The organism is Streptomyces sp. NPDC012466 (assembly GCF_042955215.1).
Lineage (GTDB): Bacteria > Actinomycetota > Actinomycetes > Streptomycetales > Streptomycetaceae > Streptomyces.
In genome coordinates, this window is sequence record NZ_JBIBEQ010000005.1 from 84,014 (window position 1) to 99,067 (window position 15,054).

Sequence of the window (15,054 nt, forward strand, 5' to 3'; positions counted from 1 at the left end):
TCACCCGCCATGACACCGAGCGCCACCGACGGCCCTGTGCCCAAGGGCCGCAGCAGGCGCAACTTCGCGGGGGCGCGGCCGGTGATGGCCGACGTGGCCCGGATGGCCGGTGTCTCCAAGCAGACCGTCTCGCGGGTGCTCAACGACCATCCGGCCGTACGTCCCGAGACGCGCGAGGCGGTCCTGGAGGCCATGCGCACGCTCGGTTACCGGCCCAGCCGCAGCGCGCGGTCCCTGGCCAGTGGCAGGACCCGGATGCTCGGGGTCATCTCCTTCGACGCCGCCCGGTACGGGCCCGCCTCGATCCTGACCGCGATCAACACGGCGGCCCAGGAGGCCGGTTACCTCGTCAGCTCCATCGCCCTGGACACGGCCGACCGCGACACCGTCGTCGAGGCCGTCAACCGGCTGTCGGCCGAGGGCGCGGACGGCGTGATCGCGATCGCGCCGCAGCTGTGGGTGGGCCGGGCGCTGGCGGAGACGACCGACCTCGGCACTCCCCTGGTGGTGCTGGAGAACGCGCTCGACTCCGGCACTGCCCTGGTCACCGGCGATTCCCGCACCGGCGCCCGCAAAGCGACCGAGCACCTCCTCGGCCTCGGGCACACCACCGTCCGGCACATCGCGGGCCCGACCGGCTGGACCTCCGCCGACCTGCGGCTGGCCGCCTGGCAGGCCACCCTCCGGGCCGCCGGTGCCGCCGTTCCGGCCCCCCTCGTCGGGGACTGGAGCGCCGACTCCGGTTACGACCTGGGCCGTCGGCTGGCCCGCAGCCGGGAGGTGACGGCGGTGTTCGTCTCCAACGACCAGATGGCGCTCGGAGTGCTGCACGCCCTGCACGAGTGCGGGCGGTCCGTGCCCGGGGACGTCAGCGTCGTCGGCTACGACGACATCCCGGAGGCCGCGCATTTCCTGCCGCCGCTGACCACCGTCCGCACCGACTTCGCGGAGATCGGCACCCGTTCGCTGCGGCTCCTCCTGGACCGGATCGACGGCCCTGCCGGGTCACGCGTCGACACCCTCGTGCCCGTGGACCTGGTGGTGCGGGCCAGCAGCGGCCCACCGCCGGTGCGCTGACGGGCGCCGGTCAGCCGTTTCCCCGGGCGGCGGCCCGCTGCCAGGCGCTCTCCCGCAGCAGCCGCAGCCCGTTCAGGCCGACCAGGACCGTGGAGCCCTCGTGGCCCGCGACGCCCAGCGGCAGCGGCAGGTCACCGGCCAGGTCCCAGACGACGAGACCGGCGATGAACACCCCGGCGATCACCAGGTTCTGCACGACCAGTGTGCGGGCCCGGCGGGACAGGGCGACGGTGGCCGGGACCGCGGCGAGTTCGTCGCGCACGATGACGGCGTCCGCGGTCTCCAGGGCCAGGTCGGAGCCGGCCCGGCCCATGGCGATCCCGGTGTGCGCGGCGGCGAGGGCGGGCGCGTCGTTGACGCCGTCCCCGACGACCAGCACCTTGCGGCCCGCGCTCTCCATCTCCTGGACGGCGGCCAGCTTGTCCTGCGGCAGCAGCCCGGCGCGCACGTCGTCGATACCGGCCTCGGAGGCGAGGTGTGCGGCGGCCCGGGGGTTGTCGCCCGTGAGGAGCACCGGGGCGGTGCCGGTGAGCCGGGCGAGGGAGGCGACCGTGGCGGCGGCGTCCGGGCGCAGCCGGTCGGCGATGCCGAGCAGCCCGGCGGGGTTGCCGTCCACGAGGACCAGGACGGCGGTACGGCCTGACTCCTCCAGTTCCGCGGCCGTGCCGACGGCGTCGTCCACCAGCCGGGCCGGGGCGCCCACCGCGACCGTACGGCCACCGACGACGGCGGTGACGCCCACGCCGGGCGCGGAGGTGAAGTCCTCCGCGTCGGGCAGGTCGAGGCCGCGCTCTCGGGCCGCGTCGACGACCGCACGGGCCAGCGGATGCTCGCTGGGCCGCTCGGCGGCCGCCGCCAGCGTCAGCAGCTCCGCCTCGTCCAGGCCGCTGCCGGGCAGCGGCCGGACGTCGGTGACACGGGGGCTGCCCTCGGTGAGGGTGCCGGTCTTGTCCAGCGCGACCGCGTCCACCTGGCCGAGCCGCTCCATCACCACGGCCGACTTCACGAGAACGCCGTGCCGCCCGGCGTTGGCGATGGCCGACAGCAGAGGCGGCATGGTGGCCAGCACCACGGCGCACGGAGAGGCCACGATCATGAACGTCATGGCGCGCAGCAGCGCGTCGGTGAGCTGAGCGCCGAACGCGAGCGGCACCAGGAAGACGGCCAGGGTCGCGACCACCATGCCCAGCGAATAGCGCTGTTCGACCTTCTCGATGAACAACTGCGTGGGCGCCTTGGTCTCGGACGCCTCCTGCACCATGCGGACGATCCGGGCGATCACCGAGTCGGACGCGTCGCGCTCGACCCGGATCCGCAGCGCGCCGGTGCCGTTGAGGGTGCCCGCGAAGACCTCGTCCCCCCGCTCCTTCGCCACGGGCAGCGGCTCTCCGGTGATGGTCGCCTGATCCACCTCGCTCGCCCCGTCCAGCACCCGGCCGTCGGCGCCGACTCGTTCCCCTGGACGTACGAGGACGGTGTCGCCGACCTCCAGCTCCTCGACGGGGACGGTCTGTTCGCCGCCGTCGGGGCCGAGGCGGGTGGCTGTCGCGGGGGCCAGGTCGAGCAGGCCGCGGACCGAGTCGGCGGTGCGGGCCGTGGCCAGGGCCTCCAGCGCGCCGGAGGTGGCGAAGATGACGATGAGCAGGGCGCCGTCCATGACCTGCCCGATCGCGGCCGCGCCCAGGGCGGCGACGACCATCAGCAGGTCGACGTCGAGGGTGCGCTCCTTGAGCGCCTTGAGCCCTTCCCAGCCGGGCTCCCATCCGCCCGTGACGTACGACAGCGCGTACAGCGGTCCCCATGTCCAGGCCGGGGCGCCGGTCAACTGCAGGGGCAGCGCGAGCAGGAAGAAGACGGTGGCCGCGGCGGCCCAGCGTGCCTCGGGGAGCGCGAGGACTCGGGTACGCCGCCTGGGCGCGGTCCCGGGGCGCTCGGGCGTCGCCCGTTCGGCCTGCTGCGGCGTGAGGGTGGAGGTCATCAGGGGTCCTTCTGGCGGGGGCGCGTCGGCGCCCCTCACCTTACAGGAACACATGAAGACTCATTCATACCTTCATATGGAGGTCCCTGCCGCGCGGGTCCCCCGTCACCTCACGGGCACGGCCACGTACTGGTGTTCCAGGAACTCGTCGATCCCCACCCGACCGCCCTCACGCCCGAGGCCGGACTGCTTGACCCCGCCGAACGGAGCCGCCGGGTTGGAGACGAGGCCGGTGTTCAGGCCCACCATGCCCACCTCCAGGCCCTCGCTGACACGCAGCCCGCGGTCCAGCCCCTGGGTGAAGACGTAACCGACCAGACCCCAGGGCGTGTCGTTGGCGCGGCGCAGTACCTCGTCCTCGTCGTCGAAGGTGAGGATCGCCGCGACCGGGCCGAAGATCTCCGTGTCCATCAGACGGCTGCCGGGGTCCACGCCGGCGAGCACGGTCGGCGGGTAGAAGTTGCCGGGGCCTTCGGGCCTGCGTCCCCCGACGAGCACCTGGGCGCCGCGCTCCACCGCGTCGGCGACCAGCTCCTCGACCTTGGCCCGTCCTGCCGCGTCGATCAGCGGGCCCACATCGACACCGGCCCGCGTGCCGGGACCCACCACGAGGGCGCCCATCCGCTCGGCGAGCCGCCGCCCGAACTCCGCGGCCACCGACCGGTGGACGAAGAAGCGGTTGGCGGCCGTGCAGGCCTCGCCCATGTTGCGCATCTTGGCGACCATCGCCCCGTCCACCGCCACGTCCAGGTCGGCGTCGTCGAAGACGATGAAGGGCGCGTTGCCGCCCAGTTCCATCGAGGTGCGGACGACGGTGTCGGCGCACTGGGCGAGCAGGAGCCGGCCGACGGCGGTGGAGCCGGTGAAGGACAGCTTGCGGATGCGGCCGCCGCGCAGCAGCGGCTCGCACACCTCGCCCGCGCGGGACGTGGTGACGACGTTCAGCACCCCGTCGGGCAGGCCGGCCTCTTTGAGGATCCCGGCCAGCGCGAGGCTGGCCAGGGGGGTCTGCGGGGCGGGCTTGAGGATCATGGTGCAGCCCGCCGCGATCGCCGGGCCGATCTTGCGGGTGCCCATGGCCAGCGGGAAGTTCCACGGGGTGATCAGCAGACAGGGGCCGACCGGGCGGCGGGAGAGCAGCATGCGGTTGCGGCCGTCGGGCAGCAGTCCGTGACCCCCGTCGATCCGGACGGCCTCCTCGGAGAACCAGCGGAAGAACTCCGCGGCGTAGGCCACCTCGCCCCTGGCCTCGGCGAGCGGTTTGCCCATCTCGGACGTCATCAGGTGGGCGAGCTCGTCGGTGCGCTCCAGGATGAGCTCGTAGGCGCGGCGCAGGATCTCGCTGCGTGCCCGGGGTGCGGTGCGGGCCCAGTCGGGCTGGGCCCGGACGGCCGCCTCTTCGGCGAGCCGGGCGTCCTTGGGGCCGGCGTCGGCGACGTGGCAGAGGATCTCACCGGTGGCGGGGTCGTCGACCGCCAGGGTGGCACCGTCCGCGGCGTCCACCCAGGCACCGCCGATGAACAACTGAGTCAGTACCTCGGTCATGTCGTCTCTCCTGGTCGATCGGCGGCGGGGTCGAGGAGTTCGGCGAGGTGCAGGGCGCGGATGTCCTGGTCGCCGGCGAGGTGGTCGATCTGGGTGGCGCAGCTGAAGCCGTCGGCGACGACGGGCCGTCCGCAGAGGTTGTCGAGTCGGGGTGTGAGGGCTTGGCCGGCGACGGCGATGGAGGTGTCGTAGTGCTGGGCCTCGAAGCCGAAGTTGCCGGCGAGTCCGCAGCAGCCCTCGGCCTCGTCGACTCCGCGCACGCCCAGTCGGCGCAGCAGGTCGGCGGGGTGGCGGCCTTTGAAGGTGGCGTATTCGTGGCAGTGGGTCTGCAGGACGACGTTCTCGGGCAGGGGTGGCGGCCTCCAGCCGGGGTCGGCGAGGTCGGTGAGCGCGCCGGTGAAGGTGTGGACGCGGTCGGCGACGCGGCGGGCCGCGCGCGTGCCGAGGAGTTCGGGGACGTCGCGTTTGAGGGCGGCGGCGCAGCTGGGTTCGGCCACGATGATGGGCCGGGTGTCGCCGTTGTCGAGGGCGGCGACGGTGCGGGCCATGATGTGGCGGGCGACGGTGAGCTGGCCGGTGCTGACCCAGGTCAGTCCGCAGCACAGATCGTCCTGGGGGGTGCAGGGGATACCGGCGTCGGCCAGGACGCGACTGGTGGCTCCGGCGATCTGGGGGCGAAAAGCGCGGGTGAAGCTGTCGACGAAGAGGATCGCCTTGGCCGGCCCCGAGGGTTTCGCCGCGCGCAGGGTCCTGCGCAGGGCGCGGCGGGAGGCGAACGCGGGGATCTTTCGCTTGGTCGTCACCCCGCCCAGGCGGGCCAGGAGCTTGCCGAGCGGTCCGCGCAGCAGCAGGTTGACGGGGCGGGCGGCGAATCCGGCCAGGGCCGAGGTCAGGGGGAGCCAGCCCAGCGAGTAGTGGCTACGGGGGCGCAGGCGGCCTTTGTAGTGCTGGTGGAGGAACTCGGCCTTGTAGGTGGCCATGTCGACACCGACGGGGCAGTCGCTGGAGCAGGCCTTGCACGACAGGCACAAGTCGAGGGCGTCCTTGACCTCGCTGGAGCGCCAGCCGTCCGTGACGATCTCGCCGCGCACCATTTCCTGGAGCATGCGGGCCCGGCCACGGGTGGAGTCGTTCTCCTCGCCCGTGGCCCGGTAGCTGGGGCACATCACCCCGCCCGCATCCGAGCGGCACCGGCCGACCCCGACACACCGGCGTACCGCACCGGCGAAACCGTCTCCGTCGTGCGGAAAGCCGAACGTCGTGTCGATCAGGGGCAGTTCACGCAGTGCGAGGTCGGCGTCCAGCGGGGCCGGGTCGACGATGACGCCGGGGTTGAGCAGCCCGTCGGGGTCGAAGACCTGCTTGAACGCGGCGAACGCGGCGATCATGCGGTGGCTGTACATCACCTCCAGCAGCTCACTGCGGGCGCGCCCGTCACCGTGCTCACCCGACAGCGTGCCGCCGTGCTCCACGACCAGGGCGGCGGCCTCGGTCAGGAAACGGCGCATCACCGCCCGGCCGGTGTCGCTGGCCATGTCGAAGTCGATGCGCACGTGCACGCAGCCGGCGCCGAAGTGCCCGTAGAGCACACCGGTCAGCTCGTGCGAGGCCAGCAGCTTACGGAAACCTCGCAGATAGGCGGCCAGGTCCTCCGGGGCGACGGCCGCGTCCTCCCAGCCCGGCCAGGATTCCCCGCCGTCGACCAGCCGGGCGGCGAGCCCGGCACCGTCCTCACGCACCCGCCACAACGACCGCCGCTCCGCCGGGCTGTCGACCACCCGGCCACCGGTCAGCCGCCCCTGCGCCCTGAGCACCTCCAGGAGCTCGGCGGCACGGGCGTTCACGACGGCCTGGTCATCGCCTTCCAGCTCGACATACAGCCACGCCCGGCCCTCCGGCAGGCCGGTCACCGATGCGGCCCCGCGGCGGGCGCGCATGGTCGCCACGATCGCCTCGTCCATGCCCTCCACCGCACTCGGCCCGAAGCGCAGGATCTCCGGCACGTCCTCGGCCGCCTCGACCACATCGTCGTAGCCCAGGGTCAGCAGGGTGGAGGCCTGTGCGGTCGCCACCAGGCGGACCGTCGCAGCAGTCACGACCGCACAGGAGCCTTCGGTGCCCACCAGAGCACGGGCCAGATCGAACCCGTTCTCCGGCAGCAGATGCTGGAGCTGATAGCCCGAGACCTGACGCGGAATACGCCCCAGCTCGGTCCGGATCAACGCCAGATTCTCCTGCACCAGCCGCTTGAGATCGGCCTCCAACCGGGCGACGAGAGAGCCATCGGCCGGGTCGAGCGGATGCAGCCCGGATCGGTCGGCGACGGCCCGCACGCCGTCAGCCGTCACGATCTCCAGCGCCACGACATGGCCGCTGGTGCGCCCGTCGCGCACCGACCGGTTCCCGCACGCGTCGTTGCCGATCATCCCGCCCAGCGTGCACCGGCTGTGCGAGGAAGGATCCGGACCGAAATCCAGCCCGTGCAACGCCGTCGCGCTGCGCAGCGCGTCCAGGACCACACCCGCCTCGACCCGCGCGGTACGCGCCTCGACGTCGATGTCCAGGATCCGGTTCATGTACCGGGAGAAGTCCAGGACCACGCCGGGGCCGACGGCGTTGCCGGCCATGCTCGTGCCACCGCCCCGGGCCGTGACCGGCACACCCGCCTCACGGCAGGCACGCAGCACCGCCACCACATCCTCGGCAGTGCGGGGGAAAGCCACCGCCTGCGGCGGGACACGGTAGTTGGATGCGTCGTAGGCATACGGGCCGGTGGCCCCCGGGCCGGTCTCCACCCGCAGACCGGGCGCCAGCTCGGCGAGACGGGCCGTGAAACCCTCCGGGTCGCGGGTGGCGGTGGTCATCGCTCCGACGCTCCCGACGTACCGGCTTCGACGGCGTTCGCCCAGGCCTGGAGGCCCTCGTCCACGCCCGTCTCGTCGATCACGAGCGCCGGGATCATCCGGACGACCTGGTTCGAGGCGCCGCACAGCAGCAGGAGCAGGCCCTCGTCGATCGCGGCGCGCTGGACGCGGGCGGCGGTCTCCGGGTCGGGGCTGCCGTCCTCGGTGACGAACTCGGTGGCGAGCATGAGGCCGAGGCCGCGGACATCACCGATGCCCGGGGTCCGGTCGGCCACCGCCTCCAGGCCCTGGCGGAGCCGCTTGCCCATCGCCTCGGCGTTCTCGACGAGCCTCTCGTCGCGCACGACGTCCAAGGTCGCGCAGGCGGCGGCGCAGGCGACGGCGTTGGCGCCGTACGTGCCGCCCTGCGAGCCCGGCCAGGCCTTCGCCATCAGTTCCTCGGAGGCGGCGATGCCGGAGATCGGGAAGCCGCTGGCCAGGCCCTTGGCGGTGACGAGGATGTCGGGCGTGACGCCGAAGTGGTCATGGCCCCAGAAGCGGCCGGTACGGCCGACGCCGGTCTGCACCTCGTCGAAGATCAGCAGGAAGCCGTGCCGGTCCGCCCGCTCCCGCAGGCCTTCGAGGAAGGCGCGGTTCGCGGGGACGTAGCCGCCCTCGCCGAGGACCGGCTCGACGATGATCGCGGCCGTGTCGGCGGGCGACGAGATCGTCTGGAGGGTGTAGTCGAGCTCCCTCAGGGCGAAGCGGGTGGCGGTCTCCTCGTCCCAGCCGTACCGGAAGGCCGTCGGGAACGGGGTGACGACCACGCCGCTCATCAGCGGCGAGAACCCGGACCGGAAGCGGATGCCGGAGGTGGTCATGGAGGCGGCGGCGACCGTACGGCCGTGGAATCCGCCGTGACAGACCAGCACGTTGGGGCGGCCGGTGGCCTGGCGGGCCAGCCGCAGCGCCGCCTCGACGGCCTCACTGCCGGAGTTGGTGAAGAACAGGCTGTCCAGCCCGGCCGGCAGCACCTCGCCCAGCTTGTCGACGAGGCGGCGCAGCGGCTGGTGCATGACGGTCGTGTACTGGCCGTGGATCAGCGTGCCGACCTGCTCCTGCGCCGCCGCCACGACCTTGGGGTGGCAGTGCCCGGTGCTGGTGACGCCGATACCGGCGGTGAAGTCGAGGTAGCGGCGGCCGTCCTCACCGTAGAGGTGGACGCCCTCGCCCCTGGCCGCCACGACGGGCGTGGCCTGGCGAAGGTGCGGCGACAGTGCGGTCATGGTGTCTCCCGGCCGTAGGACGAGGTCTGGTTGCTTGGCTCAGCTCCGGTACCCGAGCATCCAAGCCGCCGTGGAACACGACAACGCGTGATCTGTCCATCCGGAACCCGTTGTTCGGACGTTGTGTCAACCGCGAAATCCCCCGGGCCCCGCCCGCCCCTCCGGTGCCAGCTCTTGCGCAGGTCAGCCCCGCTTGTCAGAGTGACCGGGCACGCAGGGAGGCACCGTGGACGAGCACCCCCCGACGGCCGGTCGCGCCCCGACCCTCGCCGACGTTCTCGCCCTGCCCGTCCTGGCCGCCGGACAGCCCCAGGTCGTCACGGGGCTGGCCCAGCTGGACCGGCCGGTGCGCTGGGTGCACATCACCGAGCTGACGGACCCGGCCTCCTTCCTCAAGGGCGGCGAGCTGGTGCTGACCACGGGCATGCCCCTGCCCGACGACGCCGCGGGGGTCCGCCGGTACGTGGACGAACTCACCGAGGTGGGGGCGGCCGCCCTGGTCATCGAGCTCGTACGGCGCTATCACCGGCCGCCCGACGTCCTCGTGCAGGCCTGCCGGGCGCGGGGTCTCCCGCTGGTCACGCTCGCCCGGGACGTCAACTTCCTGGAGGTCACCCAGGTCGTGCACGCGCTCATCCTCGGCAGCCAGGCCGACGCGATGCGGCGGACCCAGCGGATCCACGAGGCGTTCACGGCCCTCACCCTGCGCGGGGCGGGGGCGGAGGACGTGGTGCGCGCGGCGGCGGAGATGTGCGGCCGGACGGTCGTGCTGGAGAACCTGGTGCACCAGGCGCTGATCTGCGAGCCCTCCGGGAGCACGGTGGAGGAGGCGCTCGGGGACTGGGAGCGGCGCTCCCGGGCGACGGAGGCCGGCGGCCACACGGAGGTGGGCGGCCCGGAGGGCTGGCTCACGGCACCCGTCGCCTACCAGGGCGAACGGTGGGGACGCCTGGCCATGCTGCCCGCCGACGGGCCGGCCTTCGGGCCCGAGCACGTCACCGTCCTGGAGCGGACGGCGATGGCCCTGACCGTGGCCCGGCTCATCCACACCACGCCCTGGGAGCACACGGCCCACCGCAACGCCCTGCGGGAACTGGCGGAGCAGCGCCACCACTCCCCCGAGGACATCCGCGCCCGCTGCGCCGCGCTGGGCCTGCCCACGGAGGCCGGTGTCTTCCTGGCGATCCTCGTGGACCTGGGCCCCGGCGGGGAGGGCGCCGACCCGGAGACCCGGCTGCACCGGGAGCTGAGGTCGGCCGGCGTCCCGGCCCTGGCCGGAGAGCTCTCCCCCGGCCGCTTCGGCGTGCTGCTGGCCCTGCGCCCCGCCCAGCCCTGGCGGCCCGTGGCCGAACGACTGAGCCGTACCGCGCTGACGCTGACCCCGCGGGCGATCGTCGGCGTCGGCTCGGAAGTGGCGGATCTCGCCGACACCGCCCGTTCGTTCCGGGAGGCGGCCCGCGTCATAGAGGCCACTCCACCCGGCCAGCCGCTCCCCCCGGACCGTTCCTTCCACGAGCTGCCGGACATCGACCTGCGCCGGCTGCTGTACGCGCTGCGCGAGGACACCCGGATCCAGGACTACACGGAACGCCGGCTGGGCCGGCTCATCGACCACGACACCCGGCACGGCACCGACCTGCTGACGACCCTGGGCCACTACCTCGACGCCGCCGGCAACAAGACCACGGCGGCCCGTCGCGGCGGCCTGTCCAGGGAGACCATGTACCAGCGCCTGCGCACCATCGAACGCCTCCTCGACACCGACCTCGAATCCGGCGACCACCGCACCGAACTGCACGTCGCCCTCACGGCGTTGCGGGTCCTGCGCGCCGGCCGCGGAGAGGCGAAGGGCCCGCACGTCCTGTAACGCTTCACGCGTCCCGTTCCAACAACAAGTGACAGGCACCTGTCGATGAGGAGGGGACATTCATGGACGATGCCGTGCTGTCCTCGGGAGCGCCGTCCACCGTGCCGAGCAGGGGCAGAGCACCTGGCACCGCGTGGCGGGCACCGGCGTCCTGGTGGTCGCCTGTGCCGTGGGAAGCGCCTACCGCTACGGCGACGGTCACCACTTCACACGGCGCGGCTGGATCGTGGCGTTCCTGCTGGCCGTCGTCACCTTCGCCGCCGGACTGGCGTTCCGTCGCCGGTCCGTCCCGCGGCTGCTGACCGGCCTGGGAGCGATCAGCTACTCGGTCTATCTGGTGCATCCGGTACTGCTGGCGGTGATCGACGGCACCGTAGGACGCCGGCGCGACGACGACGTCGTGCTGGAAGTGGGCTTCGTCGCGTTCCTGTTGCCCTTGTGCGCACTGACCTGTCGCCGGGTGGAAGCGCCGGCCCGGGCCTGGGGCCGCAGGCTGGCGCACCGCCCGGGCGATCAGGTGTCGAAGTCCACCGTCAGCGTCTCGGACACCGGGAACGACTGGCAGGTGAGGACGTAGCCCGCGTCGACCTCGGACGGTTCGAGGGCGAAGTTGCGGCGCATGTCGGCCTTGCCGTCGGTGACCAGGGCGCGGCAGGTGCCGCAGACTCCGCCCTTGCAGGCGAACGGCAGATCGGGGCGGGTCTGCTGGGCGCCTTCCAGGATGGACCGCTCGCGGGGCAGGGCGGAGGTGGTGGAGCGTCCGTCGAGGGTGACGGTGACCTGGCTGACCGGGCCGGAGGGGCCGGTCTCGGCGTGGTGGACCTCGCGGACGGGCTCGTCGTCGGCGTAGAACAGCTCCTGGTGGACGCGGTCGGCGGGCACGCCGAGGCCGGTCAGGACCTGCTGGGCGGCGCGGACCATGCCGTGCGGGCCGCACAGCCACCAGTGGTCGGCGGACTCGACGTCGACCAGCGCCTCGACGAGGGTGGAGAGCCGTTCGGCGTCGAGGCGGCCGGAGAGCACCTCGGCCTCGCGGGGCTCGCGGGAGAGGACGTGGGCGAGCTGGAACCGCGCCGGGTAGAGGTCCTTCAGGTCGGCGAGCTCGTCGGCGAACATCACGGTGCCGGTGCGACGGTTGCCGTAGAGGAGGGTGACGCGCGAGCGGGGGTCGGCGGCCAGGACGGACTCAGCGATGGAGACCATGGGCGTGATGCCGGAGCCGGCGGCGATGAGGACGTGGTGGCCGTGGGTGGTGAGGTCGGGGGTGAAGGCGCCGGTGGGTGCCATCACCTCGACGGTGTCGCCGGGACGTACGTCGTGCACCAGCCAGGAGGAGAACAGGCCGCCCGGCACCACCCGGACGCCGATGCGCGGTGCCGTGCCGGCGGGCGCGCAGATCGAGTAGGAGCGGCGCTCGTCCCGGCCGTCGATGTCGCGCCGCAGGGTGAGCGACTGGCCGGGCGCGAAGGTGAATTCCTCGGCCAGTTCGGCCGGGATGTCGAAGCTGACGGCTGCGGCGTCCTCGCACAGGGGCTGCACGGCGGCGACCCGCAGGGGGTGGAAGACCGGGCGTCGGCGGGCACGCGGACGTGCCGCCGGGGCGGGGGCCGACTCCATCAGGTCCTCCATCAGATCTCCTTGACGTACTCGAACGGCTCGCGGCAGGCGAGGCAGCGCCACAGGGCCTTGCAGGACGTGGCGCCGAAACGGGAGGTCTCCTCGGTGTCGGGGTGACCGCACCGGGGGCAGGGCACCGAGCGGCGGGTCGGCGACAGCACGAGGGGGACGGGTCCCGAGGCGGGTGAGGGCGCCGCCCCGGGCGGGGCGATGCCGTGCTCGGCGAGCTTGCGACGGCCGGCCGGCGTGATCCAGTCGCTGCTCCAGGGCGGGTCGAGGACGGTGCGGATCTCCACGCGGGCGTAGCCGGCGTCCCGCAGCCGGGCGGCCACGCCCGCGCGCATCTCGGCCATCGCCGGGCAGCCCGAGTAGGTCGGGGTCAGGCTCGCGACGACCGTGCCGTCCGGGGTCAAGGTCACCTCGCGCAGGACTCCGAGGTCGGCCAGGGTGAGCATGGGCAGTTCGGGGTCGGGCACCTGCTCGGCGATGTGCCGGGCCCTTCGGGCGTCCAGGAGTGCGGTCACCATGTCGCCTCCGGGTGGGCGCGGGCCACACCCTGCAACTCGGCCAGCAGCGGGGCGAGATGCTCGGTGTGCTCCCCGGTGCGGCCCGCGCCGGGGAGCGGCCGGTAGACGGGCATGGGCAGCCCGGCCGCCTCGGTGACCTGGCGCAGCACCGCGACGACCTCGTCCCGGACGTCGTACGCCGTGAACAGTTCGCCGAGGTAGGGCGCCACCTGCTCCTGCGCCTTGCGCATCCGGCGGTGCGACTCCTCGGTGCCGTCGCCGAGGCGCACGGCCCACTCGGCCGCGTACTGGCGGTGGTAGGCCAGTTCCTTCACGCCCTTGGCGGCGATCGCCGCGAGCACCGGGTCGCGGTGGGCGGTGAGCCGCTCGAAGTGGGCGAGGCGCCAGCTGGCGAGCACCAGCAGCCGCACGATCGAGAACGCGAAGTCGCCGCCCGGGAGTTCGGCCAGGCGTACGTTGCGGAAGTCGCCGGCGTCGCGGAAGTAGGCGTAGGCGTCCTCGCCGCGGCCGGTGCCGTCGACCTGGCCCGCGCGGGAGTAGAGCAGGCGGGCCTGGCCGAGCAGGTCGAGCCCGATGTTGGCCAGCGCCACCTCCTCCTCCAGCTCGGGGGCGCGGGTGGTCCACTCGGCGAGCCGCTGGGCCGAGATCAGGGCGTCGTCGGCCAGGCTGACGCAGAGGCCGGCCAGTTCACCGGCGTCCACGTCGTCGGGCACGGCGGTGTCGACGCCGTGCAGGGGGTCCTCGAAGCCGGTGCCGTAGGCCCAGCGGGTGTCGTCCTCGTGTCCCTCGGCGAGGGTCATGTAGACGTGGTCGTCGCTCATGCCCTCTCCTTCAGATGTGCGGGACGTCTTCGGGGATGTCGTAGAACGTCGGGTGCCGGTAGACCTTGTCGGCGCTGGGCTCGAAGAAGGGGTCCTTCTCGTCGCGGGTGGAGGCGGCGATGTGCTCCGAGCGCACGACCCAGATGCTCACGCCCTCGTTGCGGCGGGTGTACAGGTCGCGGGCGTGCGTGAGCGCCATGCGGTCGTCGGCGGCGTGCAGTGAGCCCACGTGGACGTGGTTCAGCCCGCGCTTGCCGCGTACGAACACCTCGTACAGCGGCCAGTCCTGCTTGTCGGCGGTCATGCCACCGCTCCCTTCCGCTCGCGGGCGGCCTGTTTGGCGGCGTGGGCGGTGGCCGCCTCGCGCACCCAGGCGCCCTCCTCGTGGGCCGTGCGGCGCCGTTGGATCCGCTGGTCGTTGCACGGGCCGTCGCCCTTGATGACCCGCATCAGCTCGTCCCAGTCGGGCGTGCCGAAGTCGTGGTGGCCCCGCTCCTCGTTCCAGCGCAGCTCCGGGTCCGGGAGCGTCACGCCGAGCTTCTCGGCCTGGGGGACGGTCATGTCGACGAACCGCTGGCGCAGTTCGTCGTTGCTGTGCCGCTTGATCTTCCAGGCCATGGACTGCGCGGAGTTGGGCGAGGCGTCGTCGGGCGGGCCGAACATCATCAGCGACGGCCACCACCAGCGGTCGACCGCGTCCTGCACCATCTCGCGCTGCGCCGCGGTGCCGCGCATCATCGTCATCAGCAGTTCGTAGCCCTGCCGCTGGTGGAACGATTCCTCCTTACAGATCCGCACCATGGCGCGCGCGTACGGCCCGTAGGAGGAGCGGCACAGCGGCACCTGGTTGCAGATCGCGGCGCCGTCCACGAACCAGCCGATCACTCCGACGTCGGCGAAGCTCAGCGTCGGGTAGTTGAAGATCGACGAGTACTTCTGACGGCCCTCGATCAGCCGCCCGGTCAGATCCGCGCGGTCGGCACCCAGCGTCTCCGCCGCCGAGTACAGGTACAGCCCGTGCCCGGCCTCGTCCTGGACCTTGGCGAACAGAATGGCCTTGCGGCGCAGCGACGGGGCGCGGGTGATCCACTCGCCCTCCGGCTGCATGCCGATGATCTCCGAGTGCGCGTGCTGCGCGATCTGCCGGATCAGTGTCCTGCGGTAGCCCTCCGGCATCCAGTCGCGCGGCTCGATCCGCTGGTCCCGCGCGATCGTCGCGTCGAAGTGCTGCTGGAGAACCGGCTCGGCGCCGTCCGTCCCCGCGGGGCTGGAGCGTGTCGTTTCCATCCGTCCCACTTCCCAACCGACCATTCGTTCGGTCCATGGTAGGACAAGCCGGTGCGCCTTGGTAAGACCCCTCGGGGAAGTCCCGGACCCTTGACAGGCGCCGAGCGGGCTGGATTACATGGCGACGCGGGAGCTAACCGAATGTTCGGTCGGGCTATGAGGTGGTGCGAGAAGTGACCCATACCGCAGACGCGACACCGCCCGCC

The 15,054-nt window shown here is 72.8% G+C and carries 12 protein-coding genes; 3 read left to right on the plus strand and 9 right to left on the minus strand.

All coding sequences use genetic code 11. From position 1 onward, the window contains the following. Positions 1–9 precede the first annotated feature (9 nt). A complete protein-coding gene (locus ACFY9E_RS19495) occupies positions 10–1,077 on the plus strand; it encodes a substrate-binding domain-containing protein (RefSeq protein ID WP_390985354.1) in 1,068 nt (355 codons plus the stop codon). Positions 1,078–1,087: 10 nt separating this feature from the next. Here the strand turns inward: ACFY9E_RS19495 and ACFY9E_RS19500 are convergent, their stop codons facing one another. The 4 genes from ACFY9E_RS19500 to ACFY9E_RS19515 all read right to left on the minus strand — a co-directional run bounded on the left by ACFY9E_RS19500 (position 1,088) and on the right by ACFY9E_RS19515 (position 8,729). Beyond that, the gene (locus tag ACFY9E_RS19500; RefSeq protein ID WP_390985357.1) at positions 1,088–3,055 is read right to left on the minus strand and encodes a heavy metal translocating P-type ATPase; all 1,968 of its coding nucleotides are present in this window, start codon (positions 3,053–3,055) and stop codon (positions 1,088–1,090) included. 105 nt (positions 3,056–3,160) lie between these two features. Further along, a complete protein-coding gene (locus ACFY9E_RS19505) occupies positions 3,161–4,600 on the minus strand; it encodes an aldehyde dehydrogenase family protein (RefSeq protein ID WP_390985360.1) in 1,440 nt (479 codons plus the stop codon). Further along, complete coding sequence (locus ACFY9E_RS19510; RefSeq protein ID WP_390985363.1) at positions 4,597–7,464, minus strand: FAD-linked oxidase C-terminal domain-containing protein; 2,868 nt, start codon at positions 7,462–7,464, stop codon at positions 4,597–4,599. The genes ACFY9E_RS19505 and ACFY9E_RS19510 overlap by 4 nt, the downstream gene beginning before the upstream one ends. Next, positions 7,461–8,729 (minus strand): aminotransferase class III-fold pyridoxal phosphate-dependent enzyme, encoded by a 1,269-nt coding sequence (locus tag ACFY9E_RS19515; RefSeq protein ID WP_390985366.1) that lies wholly within the window; start codon positions 8,727–8,729, stop codon positions 7,461–7,463. Before ACFY9E_RS19515 ends, ACFY9E_RS19510 begins: the two co-directional genes overlap by 4 nt. 226 nt (positions 8,730–8,955) lie before the next feature. Here ACFY9E_RS19515 and ACFY9E_RS19520 point away from each other — a divergent pair, with 226 nt between their 5' ends. Then, a complete protein-coding gene (locus tag ACFY9E_RS19520; RefSeq protein WP_390985368.1) occupies positions 8,956–10,596 on the plus strand; it encodes a PucR family transcriptional regulator ligand-binding domain-containing protein in 1,641 nt (546 codons plus the stop codon). 58 nt (positions 10,597–10,654) lie between these two features. Next, positions 10,655–11,173 carry an acyltransferase family protein gene (locus tag ACFY9E_RS19525; protein WP_390986586.1) on the plus strand — a complete coding sequence of 173 codons (519 nt, stop codon included), beginning with the start codon at positions 10,655–10,657 and terminating at the stop codon, positions 11,171–11,173. On the opposite strand, the gene paaE is transcribed toward ACFY9E_RS19525, so the two are convergent. From paaE to paaA, 5 genes are read right to left on the minus strand one after another with little or no spacing between them, the layout of a single operon-like run. After that, positions 11,110–12,225, minus strand: coding sequence for a 1,2-phenylacetyl-CoA epoxidase subunit PaaE (gene paaE, locus ACFY9E_RS19530; RefSeq protein WP_390985371.1), 1,116 nt, complete (start codon positions 12,223–12,225; stop codon positions 11,110–11,112). The genes ACFY9E_RS19525 and paaE overlap by 64 nt on opposite strands. After that, positions 12,225–12,740 (minus strand): 1,2-phenylacetyl-CoA epoxidase subunit PaaD, encoded by a 516-nt coding sequence (gene paaD, locus ACFY9E_RS19535; RefSeq protein ID WP_390985374.1) that lies wholly within the window; start codon positions 12,738–12,740, stop codon positions 12,225–12,227. The genes paaE and paaD overlap by 1 nt, the downstream gene beginning before the upstream one ends. Beyond that, positions 12,734–13,561 carry a 1,2-phenylacetyl-CoA epoxidase subunit PaaC gene (paaC, locus tag ACFY9E_RS19540; RefSeq protein WP_390985376.1) on the minus strand — a complete coding sequence of 276 codons (828 nt, stop codon included), beginning with the start codon at positions 13,559–13,561 and terminating at the stop codon, positions 12,734–12,736. Before paaC ends, paaD begins: the two co-directional genes overlap by 7 nt. A 10-nt stretch (positions 13,562–13,571) precedes the next feature. Then, complete coding sequence (gene paaB / locus ACFY9E_RS19545; RefSeq protein WP_030844556.1) at positions 13,572–13,865, minus strand: 1,2-phenylacetyl-CoA epoxidase subunit PaaB; 294 nt, start codon at positions 13,863–13,865, stop codon at positions 13,572–13,574. Continuing rightward, positions 13,862–14,848 (minus strand): 1,2-phenylacetyl-CoA epoxidase subunit PaaA, encoded by a 987-nt coding sequence (gene paaA / locus ACFY9E_RS19550; protein WP_390985379.1) that lies wholly within the window; start codon positions 14,846–14,848, stop codon positions 13,862–13,864. Before paaA ends, paaB begins: the two co-directional genes overlap by 4 nt. Positions 14,849–15,054 lie beyond the last annotated feature (206 nt).